Source organism: Mycobacterium sp. TH-M11 (genome assembly GCF_057473725.1).
On the sequence record NZ_JBYCLD010000188.1, the window covers coordinates 1 to 24,475 of the forward strand.

At 66.9% G+C, this 24,475-nt stretch carries 11 protein-coding genes; 5 read left to right on the top strand and 6 right to left on the bottom strand.

Going from position 1 to position 24,475, the window contains the following annotated elements:
* Together AC2VOG_RS08155 and AC2VOG_RS08160 are read right to left on the bottom strand one after the other, a co-directional pair.
* The coding region (locus AC2VOG_RS08155; RefSeq protein ID WP_486939409.1) for an alpha-E domain-containing protein at positions 1 to 735 on the bottom strand (735 nt) is incomplete at its 3' end.
* A complete protein-coding gene (locus AC2VOG_RS08160) occupies positions 735 to 2,381 on the bottom strand; it encodes a circularly permuted type 2 ATP-grasp protein (RefSeq protein ID WP_486939410.1) in 1,647 nt (548 codons plus the stop codon). The genes AC2VOG_RS08155 and AC2VOG_RS08160, both read right to left, overlap by 1 nt.
* A 147-nt stretch (positions 2,382 to 2,528) precedes the next feature.
* On the opposite strand from AC2VOG_RS08160, the gene rpsT reads away from it, so the two are divergent.
* Positions 2,529 to 2,792 carry a 30S ribosomal protein S20 gene (gene rpsT / locus AC2VOG_RS08165; protein WP_486939411.1) on the top strand — a complete coding sequence of 88 codons (264 nt, stop codon included), beginning with the start codon at positions 2,529 to 2,531 and terminating at the stop codon, positions 2,790 to 2,792.
* A gap of 5 nt (positions 2,793 to 2,797) precedes the next feature.
* Here the strand turns inward: rpsT and holA are convergent, their stop codons facing one another.
* Genes holA through AC2VOG_RS08180 form a run of 3 tightly spaced genes read right to left on the bottom strand, consistent with a single transcriptional unit; the run spans position 2,798 to position 6,180 of the window.
* A complete protein-coding gene (gene holA / locus AC2VOG_RS08170; RefSeq protein WP_486939445.1) occupies positions 2,798 to 3,739 on the bottom strand; it encodes a DNA polymerase III subunit delta in 942 nt (313 codons plus the stop codon).
* A 33-nt stretch (positions 3,740 to 3,772) separates the two neighbouring features.
* Positions 3,773 to 5,341: a ComEC/Rec2 family competence protein gene (locus AC2VOG_RS08175; RefSeq protein ID WP_486939412.1), complete on the bottom strand. Its 1,569-nt coding sequence runs from the start codon at positions 5,339 to 5,341 to the stop codon at positions 3,773 to 3,775.
* Between the two features lie 5 nt (positions 5,342 to 5,346).
* Complete coding sequence (locus tag AC2VOG_RS08180; RefSeq protein WP_486939413.1) at positions 5,347 to 6,180, bottom strand: helix-hairpin-helix domain-containing protein; 834 nt, start codon at positions 6,178 to 6,180, stop codon at positions 5,347 to 5,349.
* Between the two features lie 179 nt (positions 6,181 to 6,359).
* Between AC2VOG_RS08180 and AC2VOG_RS08185 the strand changes: the two genes are divergently transcribed.
* Positions 6,360 to 7,520 carry an acyl-CoA dehydrogenase family protein gene (locus AC2VOG_RS08185; protein ID WP_486939414.1) on the top strand — a complete coding sequence of 387 codons (1,161 nt, stop codon included), beginning with the start codon at positions 6,360 to 6,362 and terminating at the stop codon, positions 7,518 to 7,520.
* Positions 7,521 to 7,552: 32 nt separating this feature from the next.
* The gene (locus AC2VOG_RS08190; RefSeq protein ID WP_486939415.1) at positions 7,553 to 8,662 is read left to right on the top strand and encodes an acyl-CoA dehydrogenase family protein; all 1,110 of its coding nucleotides are present in this window, start codon (positions 7,553 to 7,555) and stop codon (positions 8,660 to 8,662) included.
* On the opposite strand, the gene AC2VOG_RS08195 is transcribed toward AC2VOG_RS08190, so the two are convergent.
* Positions 8,641 to 19,647, bottom strand: coding sequence for a type I polyketide synthase (locus tag AC2VOG_RS08195; protein ID WP_486939416.1), 11,007 nt, complete (start codon positions 19,645 to 19,647; stop codon positions 8,641 to 8,643). The genes AC2VOG_RS08190 and AC2VOG_RS08195 overlap by 22 nt on opposite strands.
* 340 nt (positions 19,648 to 19,987) lie before the next feature.
* Here AC2VOG_RS08195 and AC2VOG_RS08200 point away from each other — a divergent pair, with 340 nt between their 5' ends.
* Together AC2VOG_RS08200 and AC2VOG_RS08205 are read left to right on the top strand one after the other, a co-directional pair.
* Positions 19,988 to 21,409 carry a condensation domain-containing protein gene (locus AC2VOG_RS08200; RefSeq protein WP_486939417.1) on the top strand — a complete coding sequence of 474 codons (1,422 nt, stop codon included), beginning with the start codon at positions 19,988 to 19,990 and terminating at the stop codon, positions 21,407 to 21,409.
* Between the two features lie 50 nt (positions 21,410 to 21,459).
* Positions 21,460 to 24,447: an MMPL/RND family transporter gene (locus AC2VOG_RS08205; protein ID WP_486939418.1), complete on the top strand. Its 2,988-nt coding sequence runs from the start codon at positions 21,460 to 21,462 to the stop codon at positions 24,445 to 24,447.
* Positions 24,448 to 24,475: the final 28 nt, after the last annotated feature.

The window sequence follows — 24,475 nt, forward strand, 5'->3', positions numbered from 1 at the left end:
ATTGTGCAGCAACTCGTCGAGATGATGCTCGGCCATCTTCAGCGAATAGAAGATCGACCGCGGAAACCGCCGATCGAGCAGGATGAATTCGACCACCCGATTCGCGTCCAGCACACCGCGATACGTGCGCAGGTAGGTATCGTGACCGCCCGCGGACCGCAACAGCGTCACCCATGCCGGGGACACCGCACTGTCGCCCACCCGCGACAGCAACATGCGCACCGTCATGTCCACGCGTTCGATCGCCCGGCCGAGCATCATGAAGCGGTAGCCGTCGTCCCGGGACAACGTGGAGTCGGCGAGGCCGGCGAACATCGCCGCGCGCCCCTCGATGAACGACAAGAACTCATGTGGCCCAAGGCGTTTGGCGGCCCGCTCGCGTTCGCCCAGCGCGTTGTAGGTGGTGTTGATGCACTCCCAGGTCTCGGTGGACGTCACCTCACGAGCTGACCGCGCGTTTTCCCGTGCCGCAGTGATCGCGTCGACGATCGAGGTTCCGCCACCCGATATATTGCGCCGAAATGCCACCAGATCGGTCAGCGACCACACATCCAGCTCGGTGTCAGGTTCGTCGATGCCCAAGACCTGCAACAAAACTCGTGAGGCGTGGTCCGGGTCGACGCTGGAATCCTCGAGCAACCGGTGCACCGTGACGTCGAGGATGCGCGCCGTGTCGTCGGCACGCTCGACATAGCGACCGATCCAGTACAGCGCTTCGGCATTGCGTGCGAGCATCAGCGAACCACCGCCTGCTGTTGTTGTTGAGATTCCTTCTCCACTTTCGCCGCGCCTTCGGCGGTGGCCGGCGCAGGCAACGCCTTGACCACCTCGGCGGCGCCGAGTTCGCGGTCGGCGTCCGAGGTCTTCGAAACCAGCACCCAGGTGTCCTTGGATCCGCCGCCCTGGCTGGAGTTCACCACCCGCGATCCTTCGACCAGCGCAACCCGGGTCAGTCCGCCGGGCAGCACCCACACGTCGTTGCCGTCGTTGACCGCGAACGGCCGCAGGTCGACGTAACGCGGGGCCAGCGTGTCGCCGATCTGCGTCGGAACCGTCGACAACTGCATCATCGGCTGAGCGATCCAGCCCCGCGGGTCCTCGCGAATGCTCTTGCTGATCGCGTTCAGTTCCTTGGTCGATGCTTGCGGACCGAAGACGATGCCGTAACCACCCGAGCCTTCGACGGGTTTGACCACCAGTTCGTCGACCCTGTCGAGTACCTCCTCGCGCTCGTCGTCCAGCCAGCAGCGGAAGGTCTCCACGTTGGCCAGCAGCGGCTTCTCGCCCAGGTAGTACTCGATGATGGTCGGCACATAGGTGTAGACGAGTTTGTCGTCGCCCACACCGTTGCCGACGGCGCTGGAGATCACCACGTTGCCCGCCCGGGCGGCGTTGAGCAGCCCCGCGACCCCCAACACCGAGTCGGGGCGGAACTGCATCGGGTCCAGGTAGACGTCGTCGATGCGGCGATAGATGACGTCGACCTGCACCTCCCCTTGGGTGGTGCGCATGTAGACCTGGTTGTCGCGGCAGAACAGGTCGCGGCCTTCGACCAACTCGACACCCATCTGACGGGCCAGCAGCGAGTGCTCGAAGTACGCCGAGTTGTAGACGCCCGGGGTCAGCACCACCACCGTCGGGTCGGTTTCGTTGGTGGCCGCGGAGTTACGCAGCGCCCGCAGCAGATGCGACGCATAGTCGTCGACGGCGCGCACCCGGTGGCTGGCGAACAGGTTCGGGAAGACCCGCGCCATCGTGCGCCGGTTCTCCATCACATAGGACACCCCCGACGGCGATCTCAGGTTGTCCTCGAGCACCCGCCAAATGCCCTTCTCGTCCTTGATCATGTCGATCCCCGCGACGTGGATACGCACCCCGTTGGGCGGCATGATGCCCACGGCTTGACGGTGGAAGTGCTCACACGAGGTGATCAGCCGTCGCGGGATGACGCCGTCGCGCAGGATCTCCTGATCGCCGTAAATGTCGTCGAGGAAGGCCTCCAAGGCGCGGACGCGTTGGATCAGGCCGCGCTCCAACTTCGCCCATTCGGCGGCCGAAATCACTCGCGGCACCTGGTCCAGCGGAAACGGGCGCTCCTGGCCGGAGAGTGAGAAGGTGATGCCCTGGTCGCTGAACGCCCGGCTCAGCGCTTCGGCCCGGTCGTCGAGGTCGGCGGCGCTGGACGGCGCGAGCTCGCGGTAGATGCCTCTGTACGGTCCCCGGACGTTGCCCTGACCGTCGAACATCTCGTCGAAAGCGTCGGAGTAGCCGTTGACCACGTTGTAGCCGTCGAAAATGCGCTCGAAGTTCTGCGACGTGCCTTGTTTTTGCCGTCGGGACTCTGCGGGAACAGTTCGAAGGGCCACAGTGTCATGCTGCATCAGATCTGCCAGCCGCGCAGGGTCGGGTGCTTCACTTTGGGGGATTTCACGCCGGACTGATACCCTGGGCAATCGCCGCTTAAGCGTCAACGCGCCCCGGCAACCCGTGACACCCCAAGCCGCTGAAACTTTGAAGAGGAATTACGCGTGGCCAACATCAAGTCGCAGCAAAAGCGCAACCGCACCAACGAACGCGCCCGGCTGCGCAACAAGTCGGTGAAGTCGTCGCTTCGCACGGCGGTGCGCGCATTCCGCGACGCCACCGCGGCCGGCGAGAAGGACAAGGCAGCCGAACTGCTGGTCTCGGCCAGCCGCAAGCTCGACAAGGCCGCCAGCAAGGGTGTTATCCACAAGAACCAGGCGGCCAACAAAAAGTCCGCGCTCGCCCACGCACTCCACAAACTCGGCTAGTCCGCTTATTCGGCGACGAGCTCCGCGACTTTTCGCACCGCCGCCTCAAGCGCGTAGTCGGCGACGGCGGCCGCCCCTTTCACGTCGGCGTTCAGCGCCGCCACCAGCCGCATCGCGGTAGCCACCGAATCGCGCGACCAACGTCGTGCCTGCTTCTGGGCTTTCTGCACCCGCCAGGGCGGCATCCCCAGTTCCGAGGCCAGCCGGTAAGGATCGCCCGACAGCGACCCCACCCGCCCGATGGTGTGGACGGCTTCGGCCAGCGCATCGGCCAACACCACCTGCGGTTCGCCGCGCAGCATCGCCCAGCGCAGCGCCTCGATCGCGCCCTCGACGTCACCCGCCACGGCTTTGTCGGCGATGTCGAAACCTTTGACCTCGGCCTTGCCGTGGTGATATCGCCGCACCGCGGCGACATCCACCCGGCCACCGGTATCGGCAACCAATTGCGAACAGGCCGAAGCCAATTCACGAATATCAGAGCCGACCGCGTCGAGCAGCGCGGTGAGCGTGTCGTCGTCGACCTTGACCTTCAGGGCACGAAACTCCTTGCGCACGAAGTCCAACCGCTCGCCGGCCTTGGCGATTTTCGCGCAGGGATGAACTTCAGCACCCAGCTTCTGCAGCTGATTGGCCAACGCCTTGGCACGCCCGCCGCCGGAGTGCACCACGACAAGTTCGGTGCCCGCCGGCACGTCGGCTGCGGCTTTGGCGATCAATTCGGCCGCCTCTTTGCCGGCCTCACCGGCGGCCTCCAAGACGACGACGCGCTCGTCGGCGAACAGCGACGGGCTGAGCAGTTCGGCCAGTTCGTAGACGCCGACATCGCCGGCGCGGACCCGGTCGACCGGGACGTCGTCGGTACCCGCGCGCTCGCGGGCCGACCGCAGCACGTCCGCGATTGCGCGCTCGACCAGCAGCGCCTCATCGCCCAACACCAGGTGCACTGCCGAATCCTGCTGGCTCACCGGATGATGGTGTCACGTTCGGCCGACACCTGCGCCGGCCCCCGCCAGCAGACCGGACAGCGACCAGGCCAGTAGCGCGCAGATCGCCAGCGCCATCACTGCCCGAAACCACCGCCATCGCCACAGCAGCACGGCCAGCAGTCCCGCGGCGCCGACCCCCAGCACCCCGCAAAGCCCGGACGGCACCGGCACACTCGCGCCGGGCACACTCGCCGACCAGTGCGCGATCCGCAACAGCCACCACACTTCCGGACCGGTGAACCGGATCAGCAGCTGCGCCCCGGCCGGCCAGAACAGACACGCTGCCGCCGCCGCAGTGCCCAGGATGGTGATCGGCGCGACCAACGCCGCGACCGCGAGATTTGCCGCCGCCGACACCAGGCTGAGCCGGCCGGAAATACCGGCGATCAGCGGCGCGGTCACCAACTGCGCGGCGCACGCCACACAGACCGCGTCTGCCAGCGGCTTGGGCCAGCCTCCCGTCACCAGACGCCGCGACCAGATCGGCGCGATGACGACCAGCGCGGCTGTGGCCACCACCGACAGTGCCAGGCCCACGTCGACAGCCAACTGCGGCGTGAGGACCATCAACACCAGCACGGTGCCCGCGAGCGCCGGAATCGCCTGCCGTCGCCGCGACGACAGGACACCGACCAGCGCGATCGCGCCCATCACCGCCGCCCGCAGCACGCTCGCCGAGGGCTGCACCACGATGACGAACAGCACCAACGCGACGCCGGCCAAACCCACCGCGGCCCGCGGGCCGATCAGGCGCGCAGCGAACAGCACCGCCCCGCACACGATCGTGACGTTGGCACCCGATACCGCGGTCAGGTGCGTCAGACCCGCGACGCGGAACTCTTGGCCGACGACCGGGGTCACCGACGACATGTCACCGAGCACCAGCGCGGGCAGCATCGCCGCCTGATCGGTGGGCAACACCCGGCGAGCCGCGTCGGCGAACCCCGCGCGGACGGCATCCGCGGCACGGTTCAGCGGCCCGGCTCGGCCCATTGTCGGCGCGCCGACCGCGGTCACCACGGCCACCGTCAGGTCACGACGGGTCGGCGCGGTGATGCGTGCGCGAAAACGCATCGGTTGGCCGACCATCACCGCTGCGAAGTCGCGCGTGGGAGCAAAAACCGCTGCACGGCCCGATATCTCGTCGCGGCCGAGCCGCCGGAGTTCGGCGCGGAACAGCAGCCGCCCGCGACCCACCGGCCGCGCGCTCTCGACGGGGGTGACGGCCACCTCGACCGTGGTACCGAATACCGCGGTGATCGGGTGGTGCGCGACCGCGTCGGCGCGCAACGCGATCGCAAACCCGAAGCCCGCACCGACCACGCCCGCGGCGGCCAGCCCGAGGCCGATCGCGCGCAGCCCGGGCCGGTCGGAGCCCAAGCGCCACAGCAGCACGCCGACCGCGCCCGCGGTCAGGCAGAGGCATCCGGCGAGCGCGCCGACCGGCCAGATGATCCCGGCCGCGGTCACCACCCAACTGGTCAGCGCCGCCGGCACCAAGCGCGCGTCCAGGCGCCATAGACCCGCCGGCGACGAACCGGCGGTGGATGCCTGCGTCACCGGCCTCAGACACGGACCAGCCGACGCAGCTTCTCCAGACGGCCGGGGCCGATGCCGTCGACCTCGCCGAGCTGTTCGACGCTGGTGAACTTGCCGTTGGCGTCGCGCCAGGCCACGATCGCCGCCGCCATTACCGGGCCCACCCCGGGCAAGCTGTCCAGCTGCTGGACGTTCGCCGTGTTCAGGTTGATCAGCTGCGGCGGTCCGCCCTTGGTCGGCCGCGATACCGACCCGGTGGGACCCGGCACCTTCGATCCGGGGCTCACCGAGCTGCCCAGCAACGTGGGCTGCCCTGCGGCCGGCGCAATGCCCACCACGATCTGCTCGCCGTCGTCGAGCTGGCGCGCCATGTTGAGCCCGATGGTGTCCGCGCCATCGGTGGTGCCGCCGGCCGCCTTCAGGGCGTCGGCGATGCGTGCGCCCGGTGCCAGCGTGACGAGCCCGGGCTTGTGCACCAGGCCGACGACGCTGACCACGACCGGTTGGTTCGCCCGAGCGGACGGATCGGCGCTGCGGCTTGCCGAGGCCGCCATCTCGACCGGCGGCAGCTTGGCAGAGGCCACGGGTGCGGGCTGTTCGCGCATCAGCGTGAAGATGGTGACCAGCACGGCGATGACCGCGACCGCGGACAAGGCGATCGCACCCGCGCGACCAGGGTCGCCGCGGATCTTGGCCAGCCACCCGTCCTGCGCCGAACCGTCTGGAACCCACCGCGGCAACAGTGAGTTGGGATCGTCGTCGTCGATATCGTCGTCGATGTCGTCATCCGAGCGTGCGTCCGCGCTCGGCTCCGCGCCGAGTCGGCGGTGCAATCGCTCAGCGGGCAGTTGTGTTCGCATGCGTCGACGGTAGGACCGCCCACTGCCGCCGCGCCCACGTCGTGGCGGTCCTGAGGCACCCGCTGTGGAGCAGGTGGCGACTGTGCATGAACGATTCAGCAGCGAGCCGCCTGACTAGTTGGTCGGGTGGCCGGATAACGTGCAATACAGGTTTGACAGATCCAGCAGAGGAGACTGGCATGCAACTGGCGCTCACGAAGGACGAAGCCGCCCTCCGCGACGAGCTACGCGAGTTTTTCACGACGAAGATCCCCGCGGAGATCCGGGAACGGACCCGCGCGGGCGAGGGCCCCGACCGCGACGACATCGCGACCAGCCACAAGATCCTCAACGAGCACGGGCTGGCGGTGCCACATTGGCCGCTCGAATGGGGCGGCAAAGACTGGACCCCGGCCCAGCATCAGATCTGGCTCGACGAGATGCAACTGGCCTGCGTGCCGGAGCCGCTGAACTTCAACGCCAAAATGGTGGGCCCGGTCATCGCCGAGTTCGGCTCGCAGGAGATCAAGCAACGCTTTTTGCCGCCGACCGCGGCCCTCGACATTTGGTGGTGCCAAGGGTTTTCCGAGCCCGAAGCCGGCTCCGATCTGGCGTCGCTGCGCACCACTGCGTTGCGTGACGGCGACAGCTACGTCGTCAACGGCCAGAAAACCTGGACCACGCTCGGTCAGTACGCCGACTGGATCTTCTGCCTGGTGCGGACCGATCCGCAAGCGCCGAAGAAGCAGGCCGGCATCTCGTTTCTGCTCATCGACCTCGACACTCCCGGTATCACCATGCGGCCGATCAAGTTGATCGACGGCAGCGTCGAGGTCAACGAGGTGTTCTTCGAAGACGTCCGGGTGCCCGCCGATCAGCTTGTCGGAGAAGAGAATCAGGGCTGGAGTTACGCAAAGTTCCTGTTGGGCAACGAGCGCACCGGTATCGCGCAGGTGGGTCGCACCAAGGTCCGTCTCGCGGACGTGAAGAGGCGCGCCGCCGAGAGCGGCCTCCTGAAGGACCCGCTGTTCGCGGCTCGAGTCGCCGAAGCCGAAAACGACTTGCTGGCATTGGAACTCACCCAGATGCGGGTCGCATCCGGGTCCAAGAGCGGCAAACCCAACCCGGCGTCGTCGGTGCTGAAACTGCGCGGCAGCCAATTGCAGCAGATCGCCACCGAACTGCTCGTCGAGGTCGCCGGCCCGGACGCCCTGCCTTACGAAGCCGGCGATGACATCGCTTCGCCATCGTGGGCCCAGCACAGCGCTCCGCACTACCTGAACTACCGCAAGACGTCGATTTACGGCGGCAGCAACGAAGTTCAGCGCACCATCATCGCGTCGACCATTCTGGGCTTGTAAACGAGAACCGGGCTAGTAGGGAAGGTAACGACATGGACTTTCAACTGAGCGAAGAACAAACGCTTCTGCGCGACACCACCCGCGACTTGCTGTCGCGCAGCTATGACACCGAAAGCCGGATCAAGGCCGTCGACTCCGAACTGGGTTGGAACCGGGAGGTGTGGGCCCAGTTGGCCGAAACCGGGATTCTCGGGCTCGGATTCGACACCGACGAAGCCGGGCAAATCGAAGTGATCACCGTGCTCACCGAAGTCGGTCGACGACTGGCACCCGAACCCGTCGTGCATGGGGCGCTGGGGCCTGGCGCAATCATCGCCGAGGTAGGCAACGACGCCCAGAAGGAACTGCTCGAAGAGGTCGCCGAAGGTCAGCGATTGCTGGCGTTGGCGCACCTGGAACCGGGCGCACGCGGGCTGGGTATCGACAGCGTATCGACAACCGCTGTGCGGCAAGGTGATTCGTGGGTGCTCAGCGGCCACAAGAACCCCGTGCTGGCCGGTGACTGCGCCGACACCCTGGTCGTCAGCGCGAAGCTGCCCGACGGTGGAGTGGGCTTGTTCCTGGTCGACAGCGAAGAGGTCAGCCGCCGCCCCTACCGCACCTTCGACGGCCAGCGCGGCGCGCAGATCGACCTGGACAACACCCCCGGCGAGCCGCTCGGCGATGCGGTCGACGCGTCGGCGGCCCTCCGCAACGGCCTGATTCGCATCCAGTCCGCGATGTGCGCAGAGGCGATCGGCGTCATGGAGGAGGCGCTGCGGTTGACGACCGACTACCTCAAGCAGCGCAAGCAGTTCGGCGTCACGCTGAACACCTTCCAGACGTTGACTCAGCGTTCGGCAGACATGTACGTCTCGCTGGAATTGGCACGCAGCATGAACCTTTACGCCGGCCTCTCGGTGGCGGACGGCAATTTCGATCCGGTGATCGCCGCGCGCGCCAAGTTGCAGATCGGCCGCTCGGGTCGCCACATCAGCCAGGAAGCCATCCAGTTGCACGGCGGCATCGGAATGACCAACGAATACCCCGTCGGTCATTACGCCGCGCGGCTGACCGCAATCGACCACACCTTCGGGTCAGCGCAGGACCAGCTGCACGTGCTCATCGACCACGTCGACGACTACGACGTCGTCACGCTCTGAGGCTGCTCCTCCGTCGGCTCCGCTTGCGCCTCAACGGCTTCCGGCTCGGACTCCGCGTCCGGCATCTGGGCCGCGAGGTACTCACCCAGCCCGCCGATCGTCGGGTAATCGAACACCGCAGTGGCGTTGATAGTGAACTTGCCGCCGAACTGGCTGTGCAACCGGTTTCGTAGTTCCACGGCCATCAACGAGTCGGTGCCGAGGTCCAAAAACCGGCTGGTCGCCGCGGGCGGTTGCGCCAGGCGCAGGAAGCCTTGCACTTCGCGCTGCAGGAATTCGGTGATGAACGTCGCGCGCTCGGACACCGGGAGTTCCTGGAGTTGCTTGAGCAATTCGCTGTCGACAACCTCTGCCATCTCGCTGGGCAGCACCAGATCCAGCATCGGCGGCCGCGAGCTACCCATCACTTTGGCCGCCCGCGCCCAGTTGGCCTTCAGCACAGTCGCCTGGCCGGTGCCGTTGGCAACCACTTCGGCGAGCGCGCCGAGCGCGCCCGCGGCGTCCAGTGGAAGCAACCCTTGCGCACTGATGTTGGAGCTGGCAGCTTCCGACGACGCCATACCGGCACCGCCCCATGGACCGAAGTTGATACCGGTGGCCGGCAGCCCGTGCGCCTTACGGTCGGCGATCAGCCCGTCCAGCAACGCGTTGGCCGTCGAGTAGTTAGCCTGCCCCGGCGGGCCGAGCAAGCTCGACACCGACGACGACACGATGAAGAATTCAAGCGCGTCGTCCCTGGTCAACTTGTCCAGATAGAACGCGCCGAAAGCCTTGGGCGCCAACGTTGTCCGGAACCGGTCCAGATCCTGGGCGTTGAGCAGCGCGTCGTCGAGCACACCGGCCAGGTGAGCAACTCCGGCGAGCGGCGGCAGCTCACCCCGGATACGCTCCAGCAGCTTTTCGACGTCGGACTCGTTCGCGACGTCCGCCGAGAAGGTGTGGACGCGCGTCTTGTAGCGCTCGGTGATCTCCTCAATCGTCTTCCGCGCTTGGGCGTCCGGGTCACGCCGACTGGTCAACACGATGTCGCCGGCCCCGCGCTGCGCCAGATATGACGCCGTGCTCAGGCCGATGGCACCCAGTCCACCGGTGATCAGATAGGTCCGATCTGGCCGCGGTGCAAGCGGATTGGGCATCTGGCAGACGATCTTGCCGATGTGGCGTGCCTGTTGCATGCGACGGAATGCCGTCCTGGCCTCCGTCAGCGGGTAGATCTCAGCGGGCAGTGGGGTCCACTCCCCCTTGGCCAACCCGTCCGAGACCTCGGTGAGCAGGTCGCGAATGCGATCGGGTTCTTGGAACATCACCGTGTCCAACGCGACGATCTCGTAGGCGATGTCGGGTCGGGCCTGCGCCATCTGCTCGGGGGTCCAGATGTCGCGCTTGGCGATCTCGGCGAACCGGCCGTTCTTGGCGGTGGCCCGCACGGTCGCTTCGATGAACCCGTCGCTGGTCAAGGAGTTGAGTACCACGTCGACGCCCGCGCCGTCGGTATCGGCCAGGATCTGGTCGGCGAATTCGGTTGTCCGCGAGTCGTACACGTGCTTCACACCGAGCTTGCGCAGCGTCGAGCGCTTGAAGGTGCTCGCCGTCGCGTAGACCTCTGCGCCGTGTTGCTGCGCCATCTGGATGGCGGCCAATCCCACACCACCGCTGGCGGCGTGGATCAACACCTTGTCGCCCGGGTTCAGCTTCGCCCAGTCGAACGAGAGCCGAACCGTCAGTGCCGCGGCGGGAATCGTCGCCGCCTCAACCGCGCTCACCCCGTCCGGGATCGGCGCCAGGAACTGGGCCGGCACGTTGAACCGGCTGGCGAATGCGCCCTGCATCGAGCCGTAGACACGTTGACCGACCTCGACATGGCTCACGCCCTCACCCAATTGGGTTACGGTACCGGCGAAGTCGCCACCGACCGGCCCTGGGTCACCCGGGTAGAGGCCCAAGACGTTGAGCACGTCGCGGAAGTTCAGGCCCGCCGCCTCGACCCGCACCTGCACATAGCCCTCGTCCGGCGGCAGCACTTCCTTTTCGGTAAGCCGCAGGTTGTCGATCGCACCGCGCTCGGTGGGGAGCAGGGCGTAATCGTCGGCGCGCGGCACGTTGAGGTGACCGCTGCGCGACCACTGCAGCAACCGGGATGCCAGCGCTTTGCCCTGGCGCAGAGCCAGTTCCGGTTCGTCGATCGGCGTCGCGAGCATGCCGGTCAGCAGTTTCACCGCCTCTGGTGAGCCGTCGACGTCGATCAGCTTGCTGCGCAGGCCAGGCTCCTCGTTGAGGATCGTGCGACCCAGGCCCCACAGCGCGGCCTGCACCGCGTCGACCGGCTCGCCGGATTCGGTGGCCACCGCGCGCTCGGTGACGATCCACAGCCCACCGGGCAGTTTCACCGAGTTGTCGGCCTGCGCGGCGTGCACCGCGCTGAGCAGATTCTCGATTTCGGCTTCCAGCCGCGAGATCTGCTCTGTGCTTGACTCCTCGGCCTTGCGCCCAGAACTGCGCCAGACGATGCCGGTGTACGGCATGCCCTTCTCGTGCGCCTGCGCCAGCAGCCGTCCCAGTAGCTCGGAGTTGTCGGCCCGGTCGAAGGGGATGCAGCCCGGCAGCGCCGCCGCCAGCGCGCCGAACCCGGCGACCAGCCAGGTGCCAGCCGGGGTTGCGGCCTCTCCGTCGGTCGGTGCAATCGGCACCTCGTGCCAGCCCAGCGCGTACATCAGCCTGGTGGCGTCGCCACTGAGGCCGCGCAGCAACGCCTCTCGCGGAGCCCGCTTGACCGTGAAGCCGCGGATCCCACCCAGGTTGCGGCCGTCCCGATCGATGTAATCGAGGTCGAACACCTGGGTTTCGCTGTCCAGCCCACTGGCATGCCACTTCGCCCGGCAGTAGAACCGGCGCGGCATCTTGCCCTTCAACGTCACCTGCTCATAGCGCAACGGCAGGAACAGTCCGCTGACGCCCTGTTCGGCCGCCCGCAACGCGGGGAAAGCCGGGAACGCAACACCGGTGCACAGGTCCATCAGGACCGGGTGCATCGGCTCGGTGCCGAGATTCTCGGACAGCTCTTCGCCGACCGAGATGTCACCGATCGCTTCGCCGTCGCCGAGCCACAGCGACTTCAGCGACCCGGACCAGTTCGGACCCCACGACAACTCCATGTCGTCGAAGGTCTCGAACAACTCCTGGGGCCGCATGCGCTCCATCCGCTCGATCGCCGTATCGATGGGCTCCTCCGCCGGATCGTCGACCGCCGGTTCTTCACCGGCACCAGCGATTGCGGTCCCATCGGCGTTCAGCGACCAGTCGGCGTCCTTGATGCCATAGGCACGGCTGTGTACCTGGAACTTCCAGCCCTCCTCCAGCGGATGTAACGTCAGCTGCACCTCACGAGAAGCTCTCTCCGGCAGGATGATCGGCTCGTAGAAGAAGACCTCCTTGACGTGTGCCGGTGTGCCGACGGCGGCCAATGCCATTGCGGCATAGGTGGCGCCGGGGACGACGACGGTGCCGTAGATGACGTGGTCGGACAGCCATGGCTGCGATTTGACCGACAGCCGGCTCGTGTATACCGAGTCGCCAGAGGCCAGATCCTTTCCGCTGCCGAGCAATCCGGACATAGCCGGGCCGTCGACGGTGATCGCCGAACTCTTCGGCCAGAAGCGACGGCGCTGGAACGGATACGTCGGCAACTCCAGCCGTTGGCCGTGCTGCTGGTACAGCGCCTCGAACGTGGGCCGATGTCCGCCGACGTAGGCGTTGGCCAGCGCGTCGGCGATCTGGCGGCGGTCCGGCACACCCTTACGCAGCGACACGATCGCCCGCGGCGCGGCCAGGTGCTCCGGCCAGACCTGCACCGCGGCACCGGTCAGCACCGGCTGCGGGCCGATCTCCATCAGCACCGAGCAACCCAGCGCCGCGACGGTGCGCACGCTCTCGGCGAATTGCACCGGTTGCCGCGAGTGCTTGCGCCAGTACTGCGCATCCAGCGGCGAGCCCGCCGTCAGAATCGACCCGGTGCGGTTGCAAACAAGCGGCAACGTCGGCGTGGCGAAATCGAATTGACTTGCAAAAGACTCGAATTCGCCGAGCACCGGCTCCAGTAGCTCCGAGTGAAAGGCGTGGCTGGTCTCCAGCCACGTGCAGCGCACCCCTTCTTCGGCGAATATGGCGACGAGTTGCTGTAGGTCTTCATCCGGTCCCGACAGCACCGTGTTGGGGCCGTTGTACGCCCCGACCGATACCCTCGGAAATTCGCCGGCAGCCTTCTCGACCTGTTTGGGGTCGGCGAACACCGCAACCATCCGGCCCCCCGCGGGCAGGCTGCCGAACAGCCGGCCACGCTCAGCCATCAGTTTGGCGCCGTCCTCCAGGCTGAACACCCCGGCGACGCAGGCGGCGGCGTACTGCCCGACGCTGTGCCCCAACACCACGTCGGGTTCGATACCCCACGACTGCCACAGCCGGGCCAGGCCCATCTCGATGGCGAACAGCGCCGGCTGTGCAAATGACGTGTGCTTCAGCCGTTCTCCGGCCTTGCCGCCGGTCTCACGGTCAGTCGCGAAGATCACTTCGAGCAACGGCTCCGGCAGGAGATCGCTGACAGCCTCGGCGCAGCGCTTCACCGTCTCCGCGAAAACCGGTTCAGCGGCGAACAATTCGCGCGCCATGCCCGGGTATTGACTGCCTTGCCCGGTGAACAGCCACGCTGTCGTCGGACGATCGGTGCACTCGCCGCGCACCACACCCGGACGCAGTTGGCCCGCGACCAGGTCGGCGAGACCCTCGCTCGCGGTCTGCGCCGAATCCACCACGAGGGCGGTGCGGTGCTCGAAGTGCGACCGGCCCACCCCGGCGGTGCGGCACACCTCGGCGATGTCGGCATCCAGGTGCGTGTCCAGCCACGTCCGGTACCGCTGCGCCAACTCGACCAGCGCCTGCGGGGAGCGCGCCGACAGCGGCAACACGTTGATGTGCTCTGGATTCGAATCCGGGGTTGGGGCAGCGTCGTCCGCCGGCTCCTCGTCGGCGATCACCCGCTGAGGGGCCGGCGCCTCTTCGACCAGCACGTGGGCGTTGGTACCGGTGAATCCGAAGGAGCTGACCCCGGCGCGACGGGGCCGGCCGTTGGCCTCCCACGGGATCGCCTTGTCGACGACCTTCACCGGCAGCGAACCCCACGGGATGTGTGGCGACGGGTTGTCGAAGTGCAGACTCTGCGGCAGCACGCCATTTTGCAACGACAGCACTACCTTGATCAGACCCGCTGCGCCCGAGGCGGATTCGGTATGGCCGATGTTGGTCTTCACCGATCCCATCAGCAATGGGTGGTTCGGGTCGCGGGACGCGCCGTAAACCGCGCCGGCCGCCTGGACCTCGATCGGGTCACCGAGCGGAGTGCCCGTGCCGTGCGCCTCGAGGTAGTCGACGTCACCGCCCGACAGTCCGGCCCGAGCCAGCGCCGTGGCGATAAGTCGTTGTTGGGCACCACCATTGGGGACTGTCAGACCGCTGGACGCGCCGTCCTGGTTGACGGCACTGCCCGGGATCACCGCGGCGATCCGGTCGCCGTCGCGCTGGGCGTCGCTGAGTCGCTTGAGCACCAGGATGCCGCAGCCTTCGCTGCGGACGTAGCCGTCGGCCGACGCGTCGAAGGTCTTGCATTGCCCAACCGGCGACAGCATCCGGGCGCGCGACGCGGCGACCACCGTCACCGGACTCAGCAGGACATTGACTCCACCGGCAAGTGCGAGATCGCAGTCACCGGAGTGCAATGCCTGCACGGCCTGGTGGACCGCCACCAAGGACGAACTGCACGCGGTGTCGACCGCGACGGCCGGCCCCTCGAGGCCGAGAGCGAAAGCGACGCGGCCCGTGATCGCGTTGAGCGCGTTACCGGTGATGAAGTACGGCTCGATCTTGTCGATCGACTCGGCCGACAGCAAGTGGGCATATTCGTTGGCGGCGACGCCGGCGAAGACACCAGTTCGGCTACCGCGCAACGCCGCCGGCGAGTAGCCGGCCCGCTCCAAGCCTTCCCAGACCGTTTCGAGCATCAGTCGCTGCTGCGGCTCGATCCAGACGGCCTCGCGCGGCGAGATACCGAAGAACTCGGGATCGAAACCGTCGATGCCGTCCAGGAACCCGCCGAAGCGGGTGTACGTCTTGCCCGCGACGTCGGGGTCCGGGTCGTAGAACTCGTCGATGTCGAAGCGATCCTCGGGGATCTCGCGGATCGCGTTGATGCCGCCGGACAACAGATCCCAGAACGCTTCCGGGTTGGGTGCCCCGGGGAAACGGCACGACACGGCGATGATGGCGATCGGCTCGTCAGTGCGGGCCACTATGTCCGCGACCGCCGGTCCGGCCTTCTGCTCGGTCAGCGAAAGCACCTCGCCAAGAAGATAATCCACCGTATCGGACAGCCGGGGGTGGTCCATCGCCAGCGTGGCCGGAATCGCTTTGCCGATGTTCTGCTCGATGCGGCGGCGCAACTCCACCGCCATCAATGAGTCCATGCCGAGGTCGAAGAAGCCGGCGTCCTCGCGGATTTCGGACGCCTCGACCCGCGTCACGTCGGCCACCGCTTCGCGCAGGAAGTCCGACATCAGCTTGCGGCGCTGCTGCACAGGCGCATTGGTGAGCCGCTCGACCAGTTCGGTCCGGCCGGATGCCGCTAAGACCCCGGTCACCGGGACCGTGCTGGGCACCTCGCGCTCCAACTCGGCCAGAAATGCCCGGTGGCCCGCGTTCTGGTAAAGCGGAAGAAACTTCGCCCAGTCCATCCGGGCCACCACACCTGATGCGGCACCGTGCCGGCCTGAGACCGCGATCAGGTCCGCCAGACCCGCCAGCGCGTCGGCCGGAGACAATGTCTTGATACCGCGCTTGGCCAACTTGGCCCGCGACTCCGCGTCGGCCATGCCCACCGACCACGGACCGAAGTTGGCGCTCACCCCGGCGATGCCCCGCTCACGCAGACGCCAGGTCAACCCGTCCAGGAAGGCGTTGGCCGCACCATAGGCGGCCTGGCCGTATCCGCCCCACACCGACGCGATCGAAGAGGTGGTGACGAAAAAGTCGAGCTCCAGGCCGACGGCGGCCTCGCTCAAATACCAAGCACCCCAGACTTTTCCGGCAAACACTCGGTCAATCTCGGCGTCGGTGAGTTCGGCCAGCGGGGTGATGTCGTTTTCCCCGGCGGCGTGCACGATGCCGGCCAGCGGGGGCAGTTCGTCCGTGACTCCGGCCAGCAGCCGCGCAACGTCGTCGGCGTCGGCAACGTCGGCGGTCACGACCCGGAAGTCGCAGCCGTGCTGCCCGCCGAGCGCGTCGATGCGCTGCTGCGCGGCTTCGCTCGGTGAGCGGCGGCTGGTCAGCACCACCTGCTTGGCGCCATTGGCCGCCAGATATCCGGCGATCTCCAGGCCGATCGATCCCAGCCCGCCGGTCACCAAATACGTCGCGTCAGGGCGCAATACCAGTGGCGCAGCACTGGGGGCACCATCGCTGCGCACCAGCCGCGGCACGTAGATGCGCTCTGCGCGCACCGCAATCTGGTCCTCCAGGCGAGGCTCGGCGGCGGCCTGGTTGATCACGCCCGACCATTCGGCGGCGGTGCCTTCCGACACATCGGCCAGCCCACCCCACAGGTGCGGCAATTCCAGCGACGCGGCACGCCCGAATCCCCACAGCGCGGTCTGCTCGGGCGACACCGTGTCGGTGTCGGAAATTCGTTGCGCACCATGGGTGATCAACCAGATCGGGGTGCGCAGTTCGGCGGCGGCCGCGGCGCGGAAGAGTCGCCGGGTGCCCCCCAGAACCTGGTGCTGCATCCGGACGAGCGAACCCCGGGACGGCTCGGCGTCGGACTCGACCGCCGCGAAGCTGACGATACGCAGCGAACCCGACGCTTCGGCCGCGGACCGCAAGGTGGCCGTCAGCGCCTGCTCATCGGCGTCGGATGCCGGCAATCCGATGATCCGGTGGTGTTGACCGCGCTCGGTGAGCGTATCGATCAACGGCGCGACCGCGTCGGCATTGTCGCCGATCAGCAGCCAGGTGGCCGTCTCGGTGGGCCCGGTAGCCGCGGCAGCGATCTTGTCCCAGCGGAATTCGTAACGTGCGTCGGCGATCGACCTGGCCTTGCGCTGCTGATTATGTTGAGCCGCAACCTTTGTCAGCACGGACAGCACCTGCCCGTCGTCGCCGGCACCACCGAGCAGCGCGGCGAGTTCCTCGATTTTGCCATCTTCGAGTAGACGAACCGTCTCGCTGGTCGACCCCACATGTGACTGCTGCGTCGGCAGCTCGCGATTCTCCCGGAACCAGTACTGGCGGTGCTGGAACGGATACGTCGGCAGATCGAGCTTGCGCGCGGGCCCGTGGTGGACCGCGCCGAAGTCGGGCAACGCCCCCAGTGCGTAGGCGTCGGCGAGGGCTTCGGTGATCTGACGGTGGTCGGCGGTGTTCTTACGCAGCGACGCGATGGCGCGCGGCGTGGTCGCCGGATCGGGCCAGGCACGCAGCGCCGCGGCGGTGAGCACCGGCTGCGGGCCGATCTCAAGCAGCACCTTGCATTTCAGCTCGGACAGCGTCTGCACGCTTTTGGCGAATTCGACCGGCTGGCGCGCGTGCCGGCGCCAGTAGTTGCCGTCCAGTTTTTGGCTGCGGCCCACGACCGCGCCGGTGCGGTTGTCCACCAGAATCCGTTGCGGCGACGCGTATGTGAACGTGTCCGCATATTTCTCGAACTCGTCGAGGATCGGATCCAGCAGCGCCGAGTGGAATGCGTGGCTGGTTTCCAACCAGTCGCAGCGCACGCCGTCGGCGGTCAGCACGGCCACGGCCCGGTCCAAATCACCTGCCGGACCTGACAACACGGTGTTAGCTCCGTTGTAGGCGGCGACCGAGAGGCTCGGGTACTGGTCGGTCAGACTCTCCACCCGTTCCGCGGCGGCGAACACCGCGACCATCCGCCCGCCGGCCGGCAGGCTACCGAAGAGACGGCCACGCTCGGCTATCAGCCTTGCCCCGTCCTCGAGGCCGAAGACCCCGGCGACACAGGCCGCCGAATACTGGCCGACGCTGTGGCCCAACACCACTGCGGGCTCTAAGCCCCAGGATTGCCAGAGTCGAGCAAGACCCATTTCCACCGCGAACAATGCAGGCTGGGCATAGCTGGTCTGCCGCAGCGTCGCTTCGGCATCTGCGCTGTCGACGTCGAAAATTACTTCCAGAAGCGGCTTTTCGAGAACATCGTCGACTGCAGCGGCGCAGCGGTCGAGGGTTTGCGCGAACACCGGCTCGGCGTCGTAGAGTTCGTGCGCCATGCCCGGGTACTGGCTGCCCTGGCCGGTGAACAGCCAGGCCGTCTTCGGCGTGGCGTCGGAAACGCCGCGCACCAAGCCGGGCGCCGGCCGGTCGTCTGCGAGCGCACCGAGCAGGTCGCCGGCAGAGTCTTTGGAGTTGATTACCAGCGCGGCGCGGTGCTCGAAGTGCGCGCGCCCCACCCCGGCGGTCAGGCACACCTCTGCCAGGTCGGCCTCCGGGTGCGCGTTCAACCAGTCGCGGTACTGCGCGGCGATCCGCACCAGCGCGTCGGGCGTGCGGGCCGAGATCGGCAGGATGCTGAAGCGCCTGTCCGCACCCTCGGTCGGTACGTCGACCACCTGTGGTGTGCGAGCGGGCGCTTCTTCGAGGATCACGTGGGCATTGGTGCCGGCGAACCCGAACGAACTGATCCCGGCGATTCGCGGTCTGCCACTGCGTTCCCAGGGCGTGGCTTCCTTGACCACCTCCAGCGCAAGCCGGTCCCACGGGATGTGCGGCGAGGGATTCTCGAAGTGCAGATGCGCCGGCAACAGCTCGTTTTCGAGCGACAGGATGACCTTGATGACACCCGCAATACCGGCGGCGGCCTCCAGGTGCCCGATGTTGGTCTTCGCCGAACCGATCAGCAACGGGTCGCCGTCCTTGCGGCCCTCACCGAGCGCCGCGCCCGCGGCCTGAGCCTCGATCGGGTCACCGAGCGAGGTGCCGGTTCCGTGCGCTTCCAGGTAGTCGACGTCCGCGGGTGACAACCCGGCACGCTTGAGCGCCGCGGCGATGACTCGTTGCTGCGCAACGCCATTCGGCACAGTCAAGCCACCCGACGCGCCGTCCTGGTTGATCGCACTGCCGCGGATGACGGCCCGGATGTGGTCGCCGTCGTTGATCGCGTCCTCGAGACGTTTGATGACGATGACACCGCAGCCCTCACCGCGGACGTAACCGTCGGCGGCCGCGTCGAAGGTCTTGCATCGACCGTCGGGCGCGAGCATGTGGGCACTGGAAAAGGTGATCATCGTCGCGGGCGTGAGCAGGACGTTGGCCCCGCCGGCCAACGCCAGGTCGCATTCCCCGAGTTGAAGCGCCTGGCAGGCCTGGTGGATGGCCACCAGCGACGAACTGCAGGCCGTGTCGACGGCGACGGCCGGACCTTGCAGCCCCAACCGGAAGCTGATCCGGCCCGCCGCTGCGGCATTCGACGTCCCGATCGCCATATAGGCCTCGATCTCGGGAAACGTCAACTCACCCGACGCCATGCCGAGGTAATCGTGAGTGGCCAGACCGACGAACACACCGGTGTTGGAATTCGCCAAAGACGTTGGTGCCGTGCCGGAATGCTCCACCGCGCGCCACGCCGTCTCCAGCAGCAGGCGGTGCTGCGGGTCCAGCATCCGGGCCTCGCGGGTCGACATCCCGAAAAACGGCGCGTCGAAGCCGGTCACGTCGTCGACGAACCCCGCGCGGCGCGTCGCGACCTTGCCGGGTGTGTCGGGGTCCGGGTCGAAGAACTCGTCGACGTCCCAACGGTCGGCGGGCACCTCCGAAATCGCGTCCCGGCCTTCGCTCAGCACCTGCCAGAATTCGTCGGCGTCGGCGGCCCCGGGGAATCGCGCCGCATACCCGACGATCGCAAAACTGGCTGGCGGTTGGCCTTGGGATGCCATGCGCTGTTGTCCTCTCGGTTTGGGGACTGTCAGAAGATTCGGTCGCCGCGTGCGGCCGGGATGCGCAACAGACTTGTCCGCGCGTCCGAGGATTGCAAGCACCGCCCCGGCGGCGGTGCCGGACAAGGCGGACCGTACCGCAGGGTATGGCCAAGTTCACCCGGAGGCACGCCGGGCAGATACCTGTCAATAGCCGTACACGTTGCCACCATTGATCAGGTCAGGCACGTCGAACACACCGATGCGACGGGGCGACAGTCACAGCCGCGAGGGCTATCTTGGGTTTCGCCGCGCGCATCCGCGGCCGGACGCGCGCCGTTCAACTGAGGAGGACGCTCTCTTGCGCATCGGGCAAATTACGGTCGGCTCACTGAGTGAGTGGACGCTGACCCCGGGCACCGTCACCTCCTGGCATCCCACCGCCGCGTCCGCGGAAAAAGCCGGTCAGGCACCAGCGAGCACGGTCCCGGTCAGCTACATGCAGAGCCAGCACCTACGCAACTATTACGAGCGCGACGCCGCGGGACTCAACTTTTCCCGGCAGATCATCGCCAGCTGCGACGCCAAGGGTGAGTGCGACATCGCCGCGATGAACGCCGCGCTCAACGCCTACCTCCGCCGGCACGACACCTTCCGCAGCTGGTTCGAGCGCACCGACGACGGTCAATTCGTCCGGCACACCATCGCCGACCCGGCCGACATCGAATTCGAGCCGGTCGATCACGGCCACATGACGGCCGACGAGATTCGCGAGCACTCCACCGCAATCCCCGATCCGTTCCAGTGGGGCTGCTTCACCTTCGGGGTTGTGCAGCGCGAAGGCCAGTTCACCTTTTTCGTCGCGATGGACCACGTGCACGGCGACGCGACGCTGATCGGCACCACGATGATCGAAGCCAACGGTATGTATGCCGCGCTGAGCAGTGGCGGTGACGCGTTGGAGCTCCCGGACGCCGGCAGCTTCGACGACTTCTGCGTCCGCGAGCGCGAGTCCACGTCGGCGTTGACGCTGGAGTCGCCGGGTGTACAGGCGTGGATCGACTTCGCCGAGAACAACGACGGCGGCTTCCCCGAGTTCCCCCTACCGCTGGGGGATCCGGAGCAGACGCTCAGCAGCGAAATGTCGTCCGAACTACTGATGGACCCGGCGCAGGTGGAGCGGTTCGAGGCGGCGTGTCAGACGGCCGGTGCGCGCTTCGTCGGCGGCATCTACGCGTGTCTTGCCCTGGTGGAGCACGAATTCACCGGCGCCCTCACCTACTACGGGCTCACGCCGCGGGATTCGCGCACCGGCGCCGACAACTTCATGACCCAGGGCTGGTTCACCGGCCTGATCCCGATCACCGTTCCGATCGCGGCGACCTCGTTCAACGAGGCGGCCTACGCGGCACAGACATCCTTCGACTCGGGTCTGGACATGGCCCGGGTGCCGTATTACCGCGTGCTGGAGTTGGCGCCCTGGTTGAAGTGGCCACAACCGAACTTCCCGGTGTCGAATTTTCTGCACGGCGGCGCGGCTCCACTGAACGCCATCCTCGCGGCGGGCGACCTGGGACTGGCGGACAACATCGGGATCTACCCCGACGGACGATTCTCCTACCAGCTGACCATCTACATCTTCCGCTACAAAGAGGGCACGGTGATGGCGATCATGCATCCCGACAACCCGATCGCCCTCAAGTCAGCGACCCGCTACATGGAGGCGATGAGGTTTGTGTGCACCCGCGTCGCCGACAGCGGACACTGGGGACGCGTCGCCTGACGTGGGCGGTTCGATCGCGGATGGCCGTGCCGACTGGGGGAAAGACCTGTATGCGACGGCTAGCTGACTTCGTGGTGCGATGGCCCTGGGTGGTGATCGGGGTATGGATCGCGGTCGCGGTGGCACTGCCGCTGTCGTTCCCGTCGCTGAACAAGATGTCCGAACAGCACCCGCTGGCGATCCTGCCCAGCGATGCGCCCTCCAACGTCACCGCGCGCACGATGACCGAGGCGTTCCACGACGCGGGTTCCGAAGACCTGCTGCTGGTCGTCTTGACCGACGACAAGGGACTGAGCCCCGCCGACGAGACCACCTACCGCAACCTGGTCGACACGCTGGGAAAAGACACCAAGAACGTGGTCATGCTGCAGGACTTCATCAGCACGCCGCCACTGAAGTCGATCGTCACCAGCAAGGACAACAAGGCCTGGGTCCTGCCGGTCGGCGTGGCCGGGGAACTGGGCACGCCCAAGTCCTATCAGGCGTTCCAGCAGATCACCGGCGTCGTCGACCACGCCGTCGCCGGAACCTCGCTGAAAGCCAATCTCACCGGGCCCGCCGGCACCGTCGCCGACCTCACCGTCGCCGGCCGGCAGGACCGGATGCCGATCGAACTGGCCATCGGCGTACTGGTGCTGATCGTGCTGCTGGTCGTCTATCGCAGCGTGATCACCATGATGTTGCCGCTGATCACCATCGCGTTGTCGCTGGTGATCGCCCAGGCGGCGGTGGCTGCCTATTCGTTTTTGACCGGCGCCGGCGTCTCGAATCAGTCGATCGTGTTCCTCAGCGCGATCATGGCCGGCGCCGGAACGGACTATGCCGTCTTCCTGATCAGTCGATATCACGACTATCTGCGGTTGGGTGAGAACCACGAGGTCGCGCTGAAGAAGGCGCTGGTCTCGATCGGCAAGGTCATCACCGCATCCGCCAGCACCGTCGGGATCACGTTCTTGGTGATCAGCTTCGCCCGCATGGGCGTCTTCCAGACCGTCGGTATCGCCTCGGCGATCGGTGTCGCCATCGCGTTCCTGGCCGCGGTGACGCTCCTGCCGGCCATCGTGGCACTGGCCGGTCCCCGCGGCTGGGTCAGGCCGCGGGGCGAGCTGACCGCGCGGTTCTGGCGCCGGTCCGGCATCCGCATCGTGCGCCGGCCGCGGACCCACCTGGTCGCCAGCCTGATCGTGTTGGCCCTGCTGGCCAGCTGCGCGGGGCTGGTCCGCTACAACTACGACGACCGCAAAGCGCTCAGCGCGTCCGCCGCGAGTTCGATCGGGTATGCGGCGCTGGATCGTCACTTCCCGGTGAACCAGTCGATTCCGGAGTACCTCTTCATCCAGTCACCGCGTGACCTGCGTGATCCGCAGGCACTGGCCGATCTGGAGCAGCTGGCCGACCGGGTCAGCCAGCTGCCGAACATCGCCGCGATCAGCGGTATCACCCGGCCCACCGGAAACGTGCCGGAGCAGTTCCGGGCCACCTATCAGGCGGGCGCCATCGGCTCCTTCCTGGCCAGTGGATCGACCCTGATCAACGATCACACCAGCGACCTCAACCAACTGTCCGAGGGGTCTGTCACCCTGGCCGACAAGCTCGAACAGGTGCAAGGCCAGATCGGCGAACTCGCCGCCAGCGTCCAGCAGCTCGAGAACACCTTCACCTCGACCAAGGACCAGTACAGCGGCGAGACGCTGGTCCACGAGGTCGACCTCGCGGCCCAGCTCGTCGACCACGTGAACGCGATCAGCAACGATATGGGCTGGAACTACACCGGGGCGAAAAACCTGGTGGAGTGGATCGGCCCGGTGCTGACCGCCCTGCAGGGCAACCCGGTTTGCGACCTCAATGAGTCCTGCGCCGACGCCCGCGGCGTGTTCGAGGAGCTGCTCGCCGGCCGCAACCAGCAAGACCTCGACGCGATCAACGACCTGGCCCGGCAGATGGCCGACTACCCGGACAAAAAGCAACTCAAGGCCTCAACCGACAAAATGCGGGCCGCGATCACCAAGCTCACCGGCGTGCTGAAAGCACTGGGCGTGGACCAGCCCGGCGGCCTGCAGGCGAACCTGGACCAGCTGCAAGGCGGCGCCGGCCAGTTCGCCGGGGGCAGCCGCCAGATTGCCGACGCGGTCAACCTCCTCGTCGACCAGGTCAAGCAGTTGGGCGCCGGGCTCAGCGAGTCGGCGACGTTTCTGCTGTCGCTGAAGAAAGACGCCGCCCATCCGGCTATGGCCGGATTCAACATTCCGTCGCAGCTGCTGCACTTGCCGGAATTCCAGAACGCGGCCAAGGTCTTCATCTCCCCCGACGGCCATTCGGTGCGGTACCTGGTCCAGACGAAGCTCAACCCATTCAGCACCGAGGCGATGGACCAGGTCAGCGCGATCCTGGCGACCGCGAAGGGCGCCCAACCCAACACCGCGTTGTCCGATGCCAAGATCTCGATGGCGGGCTACACCGTCGGCCTGAAGGACACCCGCGACTACTACCGGCACGACATCCGGTTCATCATCGCGACGACCCTGCTGGTCGTGTTGCTGACGCTGATCGTGCTGCTGCGGGCGATCGTCGCGCCGCTGTACCTGGTCGCGTCCGTCGTCATCTCCTACTTGTCGGCGGTTGGGATCGGGGCGGTGTTCTTCCAATTCATCCTCGGCGAGCAACTGCACTGGAGCGTGCCGCCGTTGGCCTTCGTGGTGCTGGTTGCGGTGGGAGCCGACTACAACATGCTGTTGGTCTCGCGGATGCGCGATGAGTCTCCGCACAGCGCGCGTTACGGCATCATCCGCACCCTGAGTTCGACGGGCGGCGTGATCACCGCGGCCGGCCTGATCTTCGCCGCCTCGATGGCCGGCCTGCTGTTCTCCAGCATCGGCACCGTCGTTCAGGGCGGTTTCGTCATCGGGGTGGGGATTCTGCTCGACACCTTCCTGGTCCGGACCGTCACCGTGCCCGCCATTGCGGCGCTGGTCGGACGGGCGAACTGGTGGCCGTCGTCGAGGTCGACAGCAGGCCGCGCACAGCCCCGAGCCAGTTAGCGCGCATCCCCGTGTATGCGAAACTACG

Bases quoted from the DNA above. Each gene is read 5' to 3' on its own strand.
- AC2VOG_RS08160 (WP_486939410.1), bottom strand. From the start codon at position 2,381: ATGCAGCATGACACTGTGGCCCTTCGAACTGTTCCCGCAGAGTCCCGA.
- AC2VOG_RS08180 (WP_486939413.1), bottom strand. From the start codon at position 6,180: ATGCGAACACAACTGCCCGCTGAGCGATTGCACCGCCGACTCGGCGCG.
- AC2VOG_RS08185 (WP_486939414.1), top strand. From the start codon at position 6,360: ATGCAACTGGCGCTCACGAAGGACGAAGCCGCCCTCCGCGACGAGCTA.
- AC2VOG_RS08190 (WP_486939415.1), top strand. From the start codon at position 7,553: ATGGACTTTCAACTGAGCGAAGAACAAACGCTTCTGCGCGACACCACC.
- AC2VOG_RS08195 (WP_486939416.1), bottom strand. From the start codon at position 19,647: ATGGCATCCCAAGGCCAACCGCCAGCCAGTTTTGCGATCGTCGGGTAT.
- AC2VOG_RS08205 (WP_486939418.1), top strand. From the start codon at position 21,460: ATGCGACGGCTAGCTGACTTCGTGGTGCGATGGCCCTGGGTGGTGATC.